The sequence below is a fragment of the Candidatus Dormiibacterota bacterium genome, from assembly GCA_035532835.1.
GTDB lineage: Bacteria > Vulcanimicrobiota > Vulcanimicrobiia > Vulcanimicrobiales > Vulcanimicrobiaceae > DAHUXY01.
Genome location: DATKQG010000011.1, coordinates 47,173 through 58,448 on the forward strand (window position 1 = coordinate 47,173; position 11,276 = coordinate 58,448).

At 62.8% G+C, this 11,276-nt stretch carries 13 protein-coding genes; 6 read left to right on the forward strand and 7 right to left on the reverse strand.

From position 1 onward, the window contains the following. Positions 1-53 precede the first annotated feature (53 nt). On the forward strand, positions 54-470 hold the full coding sequence (locus VMW12_01540) for a DUF4383 domain-containing protein (GenBank protein ID HUZ48403.1): 417 nt from the start codon (positions 54-56) through the stop codon (positions 468-470). A 190-nt stretch (positions 471-660) separates the two neighbouring features. On the opposite strand, the gene VMW12_01545 is transcribed toward VMW12_01540, so the two are convergent. The 5 genes from VMW12_01545 to VMW12_01565 are packed head-to-tail and all read right to left on the reverse strand — an operon-like array spanning position 661 to position 4,645. Beyond that, a complete protein-coding gene (locus VMW12_01545; GenBank protein ID HUZ48404.1) occupies positions 661-2,013 on the reverse strand; it encodes an MATE family efflux transporter in 1,353 nt (450 codons plus the stop codon). Next, positions 2,010-3,161 (reverse strand): aminotransferase class V-fold PLP-dependent enzyme, encoded by a 1,152-nt coding sequence (locus tag VMW12_01550; protein HUZ48405.1) that lies wholly within the window; start codon positions 3,159-3,161, stop codon positions 2,010-2,012. Before VMW12_01550 ends, VMW12_01545 begins: the two co-directional genes overlap by 4 nt. Next, positions 3,158-3,934, reverse strand: a complete 777-nt coding sequence (locus tag VMW12_01555; protein HUZ48406.1) for a tryptophan 2,3-dioxygenase family protein — start codon at positions 3,932-3,934, stop codon at positions 3,158-3,160. The genes VMW12_01550 and VMW12_01555 overlap by 4 nt, the downstream gene beginning before the upstream one ends. A gap of 4 nt (positions 3,935-3,938) precedes the next feature. Then, positions 3,939-4,328 carry a protease inhibitor I42 family protein gene (locus tag VMW12_01560; GenBank protein ID HUZ48407.1) on the reverse strand — a complete coding sequence of 130 codons (390 nt, stop codon included), beginning with the start codon at positions 4,326-4,328 and terminating at the stop codon, positions 3,939-3,941. Beyond that, a complete protein-coding gene (locus tag VMW12_01565) occupies positions 4,325-4,645 on the reverse strand; it encodes a DUF962 domain-containing protein (protein HUZ48408.1) in 321 nt (106 codons plus the stop codon). The genes VMW12_01560 and VMW12_01565 overlap by 4 nt, the downstream gene beginning before the upstream one ends. Before the next feature lie 80 nt (positions 4,646-4,725). Between VMW12_01565 and VMW12_01570 the strand changes: the two genes are divergently transcribed. Both VMW12_01570 and VMW12_01575 read left to right on the forward strand, forming a co-directional pair. Then, on the forward strand, positions 4,726-5,412 hold the full coding sequence (locus VMW12_01570) for a hypothetical protein (GenBank protein HUZ48409.1): 687 nt from the start codon (positions 4,726-4,728) through the stop codon (positions 5,410-5,412). A gap of 1 nt (position 5,413) precedes the next feature. Further along, positions 5,414-6,157: a hypothetical protein gene (locus tag VMW12_01575; protein HUZ48410.1), complete on the forward strand. Its 744-nt coding sequence runs from the start codon at positions 5,414-5,416 to the stop codon at positions 6,155-6,157. Here VMW12_01575 and VMW12_01580 read toward each other — a convergent pair. After that, positions 6,078-6,659, reverse strand: coding sequence for a methylated-DNA--[protein]-cysteine S-methyltransferase (locus VMW12_01580; GenBank protein ID HUZ48411.1), 582 nt, complete (start codon positions 6,657-6,659; stop codon positions 6,078-6,080). The genes VMW12_01575 and VMW12_01580 overlap by 80 nt on opposite strands. A 61-nt stretch (positions 6,660-6,720) precedes the next feature. Here VMW12_01580 and VMW12_01585 point away from each other — a divergent pair, with 61 nt between their 5' ends. The 3 genes from VMW12_01585 to VMW12_01595 are packed head-to-tail and all read left to right on the forward strand — an operon-like array spanning position 6,721 to position 8,854. Next, positions 6,721-7,587, forward strand: a complete 867-nt coding sequence (locus VMW12_01585) for an NAD(P)-dependent oxidoreductase (GenBank protein HUZ48412.1) — start codon at positions 6,721-6,723, stop codon at positions 7,585-7,587. Next, positions 7,584-8,324, forward strand: a complete 741-nt coding sequence (locus VMW12_01590; protein HUZ48413.1) for an enoyl-CoA hydratase-related protein — start codon at positions 7,584-7,586, stop codon at positions 8,322-8,324. Before VMW12_01585 ends, VMW12_01590 begins: the two co-directional genes overlap by 4 nt. Beyond that, positions 8,324-8,854: a HutD family protein gene (locus VMW12_01595; GenBank protein HUZ48414.1), complete on the forward strand. Its 531-nt coding sequence runs from the start codon at positions 8,324-8,326 to the stop codon at positions 8,852-8,854. The genes VMW12_01590 and VMW12_01595 overlap by 1 nt, the downstream gene beginning before the upstream one ends. A 1-nt stretch (position 8,855) precedes the next feature. Here the strand turns inward: VMW12_01595 and VMW12_01600 are convergent, their stop codons facing one another. Beyond that, positions 8,856-11,192 carry an EAL domain-containing protein gene (locus VMW12_01600; protein ID HUZ48415.1) on the reverse strand — a complete coding sequence of 779 codons (2,337 nt, stop codon included), beginning with the start codon at positions 11,190-11,192 and terminating at the stop codon, positions 8,856-8,858. Positions 11,193-11,276 lie beyond the last annotated feature (84 nt).

Genomic DNA, 11,276 nt, shown 5'->3' on the forward strand with positions numbered 1-11,276 from the left:
AGGCATGTACCCGCTGCAAGGAAGGCCTAGCAGGCGAGGGTAACCTTCCCGCCATGAACGCACCGCTGATCGCTCGCATCCTGGGCGTGCTGCTTCTGCTTGTGGGGATCGCGGGGTTTTTACCCTACGTCACGGCGCCGATGCCGTTCGACGCGCAAGTCGTGACGCTCGATCACGTTTATCGGATGCTCGCGTATCTCTTCCCCGTCAATGCAGTGCACGACGGGCTGCACGTCATCTTCGGAATCTGGGGATTGATTGCGGCGCGTACGTTCGCTAAGGCCGTCACGTACTGCCGCGCGGTCACGTGGGTCTACGCCGTTCTGGTCGTGCTGGGCTCGATTCCGATTACCGATACGTTGTTCGGAGTCGCGCCGATCTACGGCTACGACGTTGCGCTGCACGCGTTCATCCTCTTGCTCGCAGCATACGCCGGTTACGGCCGCGGTTCGCTGGAGAATCCGGTCTAGCGTAAGCGGGCTCCTGAGAAGCCTCGGTGTTTCTGGGGACCTGTGATTTTTGGGCAATCGACATGGATGTCGACTTCCTTTGGCCGTTGCCCAAAAACATAGGAGTAGGAGGCGTGCAGGATGCACGCCGACGAACGGTCCCCCGAAACACCGAGGCTTCTCAGGAGCCCGCTTACGTCGAGCCTAGCACCTACGCTGCAAGGGGTTCGGCGCGGCTCCATGCGTCGTCGCGCAGCCGCCATGCCGTGAGCGCGCCGCGCGCGCTCCAGGCGACGATCCACGCGATCGGTATGCTGAATAATCCCACGTGCAAACGTTCGATGCAGAACCACGCAATCGGTAGCACCAAGACGCCGCACAGGATGCCCACGAACATCGAGAATTGCGTGTCGCCTGCAGCGCGGATCGGTGAGAGCGAGACCATCGCCCAGCCTTTGATCGGCAGCGTGATCATGTGTACGGCGAGCGGCAACGCGGCAACCGATGCGATGACGGCGTTGAGCGTAAAGAGATATGCCAGCGGCCATGCAAAGATCGCGACGAATACGCCTGCGATCGACGTGACCCACAGCGTCAGGTGAAGCGAACGGCGCAGAAACCAGCGCGCGCCTTCGGCATCGCGGGCACCTAAGCGTTGCCCGATGACCGTTTGCGCTGCGCTCTGCAGCGGGCCGGGAACGACGAACGTGAGGTCGCTCACGACGTTGAGCGCTCTGAATCCGCCGATGGCTACTGCACCGAGCGGGGCGAGCATCGCGACGATGGCGATATCCGGCGAGACGATCGCCAGCCCGAACACCGATTCCGGCAAGCCGAGCCACGCGCATCGCGCGGCAAGATTCCAGTCGAGCGTCATGGATGAAAAGACGCGGTAGATGGGTTTGCGTGCCGTGTAGACGACCGCGAAAATCGCGGCGATTGCTTCCGAGATGAGGGTGGAGATGCCGGCTCCGACGATGCCGTACGGATGATGCGTCCACCATCCAAGCGCGAGCATCAGCAACAACGGGATGTGGACGAGATTGATGACGGCAAGCAGATAGATGCCGAGTTTACGATTACCGGCGGCGCCTAATCCGACGATTAGCGTTGCGGAAATGTTGATTGGAATCAGCGACGCGCAGCGAAGCGCGAGATAGATGCCGCTGGCATGCGCGGAAGCCATCGATCCGATCATCAGGTGGATGATGGGCACGCCGGCGAAGGTGCTGGCAATGGCTAGTGCGATCGCCGCAATACAGGGGATCACGAAGCCTGCCCGGACGGTACGGCCGAAGCCATCTACGTCGTGCGCGCCGATGCGCTGCGCCGCGATGATGCCCAGGCCGCTCCACAACCCGCCCAGCGTCATGATGACGGTAAAAAAAACGGTGGTGGCCGCGGTTACGCCCGCAAGTGCGACGGCCCCGAGGCTGCCGATAGCGATCGTATCGACGATGCCCAGCAATTGATCGCCGAGCATTTGCACGGCAAGCGGAAGAGAAAGGCGCCGCACTGCGGCGCCCACTCGGCGGTGATCGACGATCATGGACGCGGAGGTCATGTGCGCCGATGTTCGTCCAAGGTTCGGAAAAACGTTTCGATTTCGGCGTCGGTGGTGTAGAAGTGGGGGCTCACTCGCAGGCCGCATCCCGGGCGGTAATCGAGAAAGACGCGATCCGCGATCAATCGCTCGCTGACGCGTTGCGAGCCTTCGAAATCGATGCCGATCCAGCCGGTACGCGCGGCCGGTTCGAGCGGCGTATTGACGCGGAGTTTGCGCTCGAGCGCCATCTCGGCAATCATCGACGTGAGCCGGACGTTGTGTTCGCGAATGCGCGGCACGCCGATCGAGCGGATGAGATCGTGCCCCGGTTTTGCGACCACGTAGCCGGGAATCGTCGGCGTGCCCGTGCCGAAGCGATACATCGACGGCGCGTGGCGCATCGGCGCATCTTCGAAGGCGAACGGCGAAGCGTGCGCCATCCATCCGGTCACGGCTGGAAGAAAGCGGTCGAGTAGCGCGGGCTTGATGTACAGAAACCCGCAGCCGGGGCCGCCCATCAGCCATTTATGCGAGCCGCCGGTGACCATGTCCAGATCCCACGCCTGCACGTCGTATGGGTAGACGCCGGTCGTTTGATAGGCGTCGACGCAGAGGATGGCGCCGACCTTGCGGCAGTGCGCTTGGATCGCGCGCACGTCGGCAACCGCGCCGGAGACGTAGTACGCGTGCGAAAGCACGGCGATCGCGGTGCGTTCGGTGATCGAGGCGATAATACGCTCGGTCGGAATGGTGCGCCCGTCATCCGAATCGACGATCTGCACGGTGGCACCGTAGCGCTCCCATTCGCGCCACACGTAAGTGAGCGACGGAAACTGCAGGGACTCGTAGACCACTTCGTTGCGCTTGGCCTTAAAATTGAAGCAGGTCGCGATTGCCGCTTGTAAGACCGAAACGTTCGGGCCGAGGAACACGCTCGCCGGCGCGGCGCCGATGATCGCCCCGATCCCGTCGGCGATTTCGCCGATTTTCGGCAACCAGCGCTCCCATGCTTCCGGGCCATCGGTTGCCCAATCGTTCCAATAGTCGTCTAAAGCCGCCTTGGCGCCGAGCGGCGCGGCGCCCATCGAATGGCTTACCAGGTATGTCGAACTCTGCAATATCGGAAATTCTTCGCGCCGCAGCGCCTGGGTCAACGTCGAACTCATGCGTAGGTTCCTTGGCCGAGATGCGAACGCACCTCCCAGAGTGCGGGGAAGAAGCGATACTCGAGCGTGCGCTTCAAATACTCGGCGCCGGACGATCCGCCGGTGCCGGTCTTATGGCCGATCATGCGCTCGACCATACGCACGTGCCGCCCCCGCCAGAGCAGAAAACGTTCGTCGAATTCGATCAGATCTTCGAGCAGCATGTACAGGTCGTAGTGGCCGGCTTCGTTGACGTAGATCGTGCGTAAGCTTTCGACGAGTTGCGTCTCGTCGTCCACGGCAAACCCGCGGCGCGCGAGCGCCTGCTTGAGGCGTTCGTAGAGGGAAGGTTCGTGCAGGCGCGCATCCAGACGCGCCCGCTCCGGCGTGCTCATGGTAATGTGCTGCAGCGTTTCCAAACGGCGCACGCCGCACAGAAACTCCAACTCGCGAAATTGGATCGACTGAAAGCCGCTCGCCGGGTTGAGGTGATCGCGAAATTGATTGAACTCTTGCGGCGTCATCGTTTCCAGAATGTCGACTTGCTGCTCCAGCAGGCGTTGAATCGTGTGGATGCGTTTGAAATGCTTCGCCACGCGGTGGAGTTCGTCGCGATCCAAGGCCCGGCACGCGGCTTCGACTTCGTGCAGCACCTGTTTGAACCACAATTCGTAGACCTGATGGATCACGATGAACAGCATTTCATCGTGATGCGGAGGCGACGAGACCGGGTGCTGCAAGGCGAGTAGGTCGTCGATGCGCAGATAGCTCCCGTACGAAAGGCGCTGCTCCACGATGCTACTGAACCGTAACCGTGAAGGTCGCGCTCTTTGCGGGCGCGGCATTACTATCGAATGGGCGCGAGTAGTTGAAGGTGACCGTCGTCGTGCCGGTGCGATTCGCGTGGAAGACGAAGATCTGCTGCCCGCCCGCGCCGGGGAGACCGCCGAGCGGCGGTTGGTAAACGTTGCCTTCGTATGCGAGAAGCTTTCCGTCGAAGCCGCTCGCTGTCCAGGAATACCCGGTGGTGACGTTCGAGGGAAGCGCGATGAAGAAATCGTCGCCCGCCGCGACCATCGCCGTCTGCGAGGCGTCGACAAAGACGGTGGCGTGCAATTGCATGGCGAGCGCCGGTGCTGCGCAGAGGAACGATGCGAGGGCTATGGTAGCGGCGATTTTGCGGATCATGCCGAGTCCTTTCCGATGCGTGCGTACTCCCGGTCGATGCTGCCGCGCAGCACGTGGTAGGCCATCAGGTAGTCGCCCCGGAGGGAGGCAAGCGGCGCGCGGAACGTCTCGGGCTTGTTGTGCTCGATGGCAGCGTGAGAGTACCACGCCGGCCCGTACCCGGCGGCCAGGCCGACGGCCGCCAGCCACGGCTTGCGCAACGCGATCGCTCCGAGAACGATCGCGGTTGCCGCGATCGTCCCGGCGACGTGATAGGCCCGGGTTCGCGGGTCGCGGTGAGCGGCGAGGTAACGCGGCCAAAACTCTTCGAACGTCATAGTACCGAAGGGCTTACGGGGCTTGGCGCGCTTCTCCTCGAAAGCGGCAGCGTTCCTCGTTCGACATCTTGGAGGGGTAGATGAAGTTCCGCTACGCCGCCGTCGTATTGGCGGTGCTGACCGCGTGTTCGCATGGATCGACGACGACATCGGGCTCGAGCCCGTCGTCCGAAACGGCGACGACGAATCCGGTCGATTTTCCGCTCTACGCCGGTAGCGCCGTCGTCGCAACGCGCGATTGGCATGCCACGGTCGGCGCAACTACCGCTCAAAACCAGCGCAGCATCTACGGCCAGGGCGCCGGGTCGTACGCCGGGCATGAGGTGATCGCGCAGACCTCGGCGACCCTCCCGCAACTCGAATCGTGGATCGATACGATCGACCGGATGCCGCCCCTAGGCTACACCGTCGCTCTCAAGGGAAGCGCGCTCGACGAAGCGCGTCTGCGTGCCAACGCGCTCGGCTTAGCGTTCGGGTCGTTCGAGAAACCGATCGCGGGCAAGCGTCATACCGTGGTGGTGATTGCGATCGATCCGGCCCAGCTCGATGCCAAAGCCGGCTCGTTCATCAGCTTGATCGGTAAATACAAGATGCTCCCCGCCGTATTTCGCGACCCGATCGACGCGCAAGCCAAGGCGCGGACCGGCTTTACGGTGAGCGAAGCGCTCGACCCCAATACGCCCATCGGCGCGGCCCTGGGCGCACTTTCGACGCTTCGCTCCTCCGGCCAACGAGGCATCGTACTGCTCGACGCTAGTAAGAGGTAATGTGATCCGTTCCGTACTCGTGGCATGTGCGCTGTTTTGCGCTGCCGCCGGCAGTGCTTCTGCCGATACCCCTGCTAGCCCGATTCCGCAGACCTATTTCGGCGTCCAGGGGCTGATGATCGTGGGGCAGCATCGCGACGTTGCCGGTACGCAGCACGGTATCGGCGGCGCGCCGCTGCTCGAAATTGGCGCCGGCACCAAGCGCTTCGCGCTCCATCTGGAAGGCATTCCGGTTGTGAGCGCGCCGCAACGGGCATCGGCTTTTTACGGCCAGGCAACACCGGCTCTAGGCCTCTTTAACGGCGATGTGGAGGCCGCGCTCGATGCGCGGCGCGACGTGTGGCTCGGCATCGGTACGACGATCATCAATCAGCGCACTCCGCTGCCGAATCTTCAGCAAGTCGTTTCGTCCCGGTTAGCCGGCGTGCGCTACACGCTCGTCGCGCGCCGGTCCACGCGATCGCCCGGGCATTTTATCGAAGCGTATCTTGGCGTGGCGCCCAGCCTCGCCGGCGTCGATCGTTTTCTGTATAGCGACGGGGTCACGGCGCCGGTGAACAAGGACGAACGCGCCTCCGAACTGGACGCATCGCTTGCATTCGGTTGGCATCACCGCCGCACCGAGTGGCTTTTCGGCGTGCGGACGCTCAATTTCACGGCGCGATTTATCGCGACGGGCGAGGCGGCCGACCGGAACGTGGGGATCGGCCCGATGATCGAATGGCGTCATCTGCTACGGCCCTGAACAGGCCCTCGAAATGCAGTAAAGCGCGGCGGGTCGAGCCCACGCCCGCGCCCTTGATGCGGCCGTCGGCGCCGACCACGCGATGTGCGGGGATGAAGAGATCGAATGGGGATCGGCCCATGGCCATAGCGACGGCCCGGTGCGCGCGCGGATACCCCAGCGCTCGCCCGACGTCGGCATACGAGATCGTTTCGCCGAACGGCAGTTGCGCGACGAAACGCCAGATCGCCACTTGCATCGGCGTGCCCGCCAGGGCGAGCGGCACGTCGAAGCGATCGAGCCGCCGGGAGAAATAGGCGTTTACTTGTAGGCGCACCTGCGCCAATAGCGGATGCGGCGCGGGCTCGCTCTTCGCGCGAGTTCGGGCGACAAAATCGCTCGCGGTGATCGCGTCTCCATCGGTCGCGACCAGCAAGTCGATCCCCAGCGGCGTGCGGATGCGCGTGCGCAAAGCAGGGATCGCTTCTCCGTTGCGAACAAGCAGACGTGATGATCGTTGCACGTTACCGTTCATTCATCGTTCGCGGTTGGAGCCTTTCTTCGACGCCGGTCCAGGCACCGTAATGCGTGGAAAGACGCTCTTTATCAGCGGTGCGAGCCGCGGCATCGGCTTGGCGATCGCCCTGCGGGCCGCTCGCGACGGCGCTAATGTCGCCATCGTCGCAAAAACGACGCAGGCGCATCCGAAGCTCCCGGGCACGATCTTCACCGCGGCAGCGGAGATCGAGGCTGCGGGCGGCCGAGCGCTCCCGATCCAGTGCGACATTCGCAGCGAAGAACAAGTCGAGGCTGCGGTCGCTAAAACGGTCGAGAGGTTCGGCGGGATCGATGCATGCATCAACAATGCGAGCGCCATCGCGCTGACCGGGACGCTGCAAACGGATATGAAACGCTACGACCTGATGCACAGCATCAACACGCGTGGCACGTTTCTCTGCTCCAAGGCGACGATTCCGCACCTGTTGAACGCCTCGAATCCGCACATCCTCAACATGGCGCCGCCGCTGGACATGCACCCGCGCTGGTTTGCGGGACACGTCGCCTACACGATGGCAAAATACGGCATGTCGATGTGTACCCTCGGGATGGCGGCCGAATTCAAGAGCAAAGGCATCGCGGTGAACTCGCTCTGGCCGTTGACCGCGATCGATACCGCCGCCGTGCGGAACGTACTCGGTGGCGACGGTATGGCCAAGCTCTCACGCAAGCCCGAAATCGTCGCCGACGCCGCGATAGCGATTCTCGGCCGGCCGGCCGCGGATTGTACCGGCAATTTCTTCATCGACGAAGAAGTGCTTCGCGCCGAGGGCATCACCGATTTCGCGCCCTATGCAAACGACCCGTCCTCGCCGCTCGTCCCCGATTTCTTTGTGCCCGACGAAGTCCTTGCGCGCTCGTCGACGCCGCTCCAACGATTGCCGTGGTCATGAACGAACAGATTCTCTATGCCAAAACGGGTGCGGTTGCGACGATTCGCTTGAATCGCCCCGAAAAGAAAAACGCCCTCACCACCGCGATGTATGCGACGTTATCCGAAGCGATCGCCGACGCCGCGCGCGATGCGGACGTACGCGCGATCGCGCTGCTCGGCGGCAACGATTTCACCGCCGGCAACGACATCGCGGATTTCGTCGCGAGCGGCGGAATGGGCGACGACCCTCCGCCGGTGCGCTTCCTGCGCGCGCTCGGCGACTGCCCGAAACCGATTATCGCGGGCGTACGGGGCGCCGCGATCGGGATCGGCACGACCATGTTGATGCATTGCGATGCGGTCGTCTTAGGCGATTCTGTGAAGATGGCGATGCCGTTCACCAAACTCGGCCTCGTGCCCGAGGGCGGCTCGAGCGTGTTGCTGCCGTTGATTGCGGGACGCTTGCGGGCATGGTGGCTGCTGCTCTCGAGCGAAACGTTCGGCGCCGACGAAGCGATGCGCGTTGGGCTCGCGACGCGCGTGGTTGCCGACGAAGAGACCGACGCGACGGCCCTCTCGATGTGCGAACAATTAGCGAAGCTCCCGCCGAAGGCGGTTGCCAATGCAAAACGCATGCTCAAGGAACCGTTTGCCGAGCTGGTTCGCACGACGATGGACGAGGAGTTTCGCGCTTTTGCCGAGGCTTTGCGCGGCGATGAGGCTCGGGCCGCGCTGACGAGCTTTCTGCAACGGTAGTGCCCATACGGCGTATAGCGCGCGCGGCCTACCGTCGCGCGCCATGGAAAAACGGCTACGGTACCACCTTGGATATCGCGATCGCTCCGGGAAGCGAGCCTGCGTGGCGTGTCTCGCTCGCGAGCATCGAACGGGCCGGCCCGTTTTCGGATTTTACGGGATACGATCGTACGATCGTCGTCGTCAGCGGGAACGGGTGCGTGCTGCGATTCGACGACGACGAAGCCGTAACGCTCGAGGCTTTACGGCCCTACGCGTTCCGCGGAGAGCGGGCGGTTTCGGCCGACCTCCAAGACGGACCGGTCGAGGCGTTGAACGTGATGTCCAAGCGTATCGAGTGCGCGCACCGGGTCGGCCTCCATCGTCCCGGCGCACCGTTGCTGCGATCGCACGGAGCGCTGGTGTCGCTGCTCTACGTGCTCGATTCTGATGAGGCGGGAGATACCGTCATCGATCCATCCGATTCCGCCGATCTTGCTCGATATGGTATCGATATCGTCGTGGACCGGCTAGCGGAACCCCTCGCGTAGCCTAACTTGCATGGGCCTCGAACTCCAGCAACTCCGAGAGTTCGATTGCCGGCGAGAACAAGAACCCTTGCGCATACGACACGCCGAGCGATCGCAGGACGTTGAATTGCTCGATCGTTTCGACGCCCTCCGCGACCGTGTAAAACCCCAGCGTTTTTGCCAGCGCGACGATGCTGCGAACGATGGCCACCGCTTGCCGGTCGGTCGCGAGCGGATCGACGAACGAGCGGTCGATTTTGAGCCCGGCGATCGGCAATCGATGGAGGTACGCGAGCGACGAGTGGCCGGCTCCAAAATCGTCGACGATGATCTTGATGCCGTTGCGATGCAGTTGATCGAGTGCGGCGTGGGCCTGATAGGCGTCGGTCATCACCGCGGTTTCCGTAATCTCGAGCCGAATAAGATCGGTTGAAACGGCATGGATTCGGAGCGCGTCGGCAACCTGGCTCGCGAGTTTCGTGGTGGTCAGTTGCGTCGCCGAAACATTGATCGCAATCGTCGTATTTGGGAAGCGCCTAAAGAGTGCGGCCGAGTCTCGGCAGACGCTATCGAGGATCGAGGCATCGATCGCCGAGATCAATCCATGCGATTCGGCGTAACCGATGAAATCCGCAGCTTGCAAAACGCCGTGGCCGGGCCGATTCCAGCGCGCGAGCGCTTCGAACGAAACGATGGCGCGCGATTCGACATCGACGATGGGTTGGTAGTACGCGACGAACTCGTCGTGCTCGATCGCGTGGTGCAGATCGTTTTCCAACGCGGACTCCGCGGCCACGCGCTCTCGCATTTCCGTATCGAAGATGGCGTATCTCGCTCGGCCCGTTCGCTTGGCATGATACATCGCGATGTCGGCATCGCGCAGGAGTTCTTCCGGCCGGCTATAGCTCGCATCGACCAGGACGACGCCGATCGACGCCGTCGTATAGACAGCGCGGCCGGTCACCACCATCGGCTCCCGCAGGCACGCAAGGATGTGTTCGGCAACGGCGGGTGCACCCGCAGTATCGGTAGAGAGGAGTATGACGAATTCATCGCCCCCGAGCCGCGAGAGCGATGCTTGTGCGGGAAGCGCCTCGCGTAAGCGGACTGCAATGAGCTTGAGGAGCGTGTCGCCGGCTAAGTGCCCCAGCGTGTCGTTGATCATATTGAAATGATCGAGGTCGACGAAGAGGATGGCGTAGTCGATCGCGTCACGGCTTGTCGCGATCGCTTCGGACGCAAACCCCCAAAACGCCGAGCGGTTGGGAAGCCCGGTCAGGGCATCCGTTTCGGCGGTTTTACGCAGCTCGATTTCGATGCGCCGGCCAACGGCGATGACGCTTTCCAGCCGGGCCTGCTCGATATCGCGCTCGACCGTCGCTTCACGCGAACGCCAGAGACGAATCATTCCAAAACCCAGCAAGCCGGCCAAAAACCATACGACGCCCGCGAAGGCGACGCTCCCCCACACGATGCGAGCGCGAGCGGCGTAGAGCGGGGCCGCATCACTTGAAAGGTGGAGGATCGCTCCTGTGTATCGTAGGGGAAGCTGACGATCGATCCGTGGGGTACCGTCGCGTGACATGGGCGCGGTTGCGAGCAGCGTTCGCACGTGATCACTGCCCTCAATGTATCCGATGTCGCCGCGATCCAAAGCCGATGCCATGAGCTCCTTAAACGTTACGGTGAGCGTATCGACCGCCATAACGCCGACTAGGCGGCCGTTATGACGGACCGCTTTCAATGTGCTGATGAAGCTGCGTCCATTTTCGAAGTACGGGCCGGCGAAGGTCAACGACCCGCTTGCGTGAGCGGCGCCCCGGTACCAATAGAGTCGCGTGTAATCATTGGCCTTATCCGAACCGTCGTTTTGCCAGAGCACTTCGTCGATGCCGCCGGGCATCCGGTGATCCTGGGGCGACGGTGGCGGGCCCGGTAGCGCGGCTCGCGGGAGGCGCGCCGCGTGATCGTACACGCTTACGAGGCGCGTGCGCCCGTCGAAGGCATACGGCGCATAGAAGACACCGAGCCCATAAACGCTGGAGTTCCGGTGCGAACGATAAAGCCCTAATACGAGCTGTTGCACCAGGCGTAGATTGGCGCGTTGGGGCGCCAAGGCTTCGGACCCCGTCGTCGCCAGTTGGATTGCATCTCCAAAGAAGTCGTCGATCCGCTGTTCCATGAGATGTAAGCGCAACAACTGCGAGGACTCGAACTGGCGCTGGCTCTGGGCGATCCGCGCGCGAGCGTCCACGGCGATGAACCCCGTGGCCAGAACGGCCGCGAGGAGCAGGACGACCAACCAATACCACGGCCTCCGATAACGGAGCACGCCCGTCGCGGCCGCCTCAAGCCCCATGAAAGCTCTCCTCCGTGGTTGCCTTCCAGCACTCCAGGCAGCGATTCGTTCGACGCCGGGCGCCCGGTTCATCGTGCCCGGCGG

Bases quoted from the DNA above. Each gene is read 5' to 3' on its own strand.
- VMW12_01540 (HUZ48403.1), top strand. From the start codon at position 54: ATGAACGCACCGCTGATCGCTCGCATCCTGGGCGTGCTGCTTCTGCTT.
- VMW12_01545 (HUZ48404.1), bottom strand. From the start codon at position 2,013: ATGACCTCCGCGTCCATGATCGTCGATCACCGCCGAGTGGGCGCCGCA.
- VMW12_01550 (HUZ48405.1), bottom strand. From the start codon at position 3,161: ATGAGTTCGACGTTGACCCAGGCGCTGCGGCGCGAAGAATTTCCGATA.
- VMW12_01560 (HUZ48407.1), bottom strand. From the start codon at position 4,328: ATGATCCGCAAAATCGCCGCTACCATAGCCCTCGCATCGTTCCTCTGC.
- VMW12_01565 (HUZ48408.1), bottom strand. From the start codon at position 4,645: ATGACGTTCGAAGAGTTTTGGCCGCGTTACCTCGCCGCTCACCGCGAC.
- VMW12_01570 (HUZ48409.1), top strand. From the start codon at position 4,726: ATGAAGTTCCGCTACGCCGCCGTCGTATTGGCGGTGCTGACCGCGTGT.
- VMW12_01585 (HUZ48412.1), top strand. From the start codon at position 6,721: ATGCGTGGAAAGACGCTCTTTATCAGCGGTGCGAGCCGCGGCATCGGC.
- VMW12_01590 (HUZ48413.1), top strand. From the start codon at position 7,584: ATGAACGAACAGATTCTCTATGCCAAAACGGGTGCGGTTGCGACGATT.
- VMW12_01600 (HUZ48415.1), bottom strand. From the start codon at position 11,192: ATGGGGCTTGAGGCGGCCGCGACGGGCGTGCTCCGTTATCGGAGGCCG.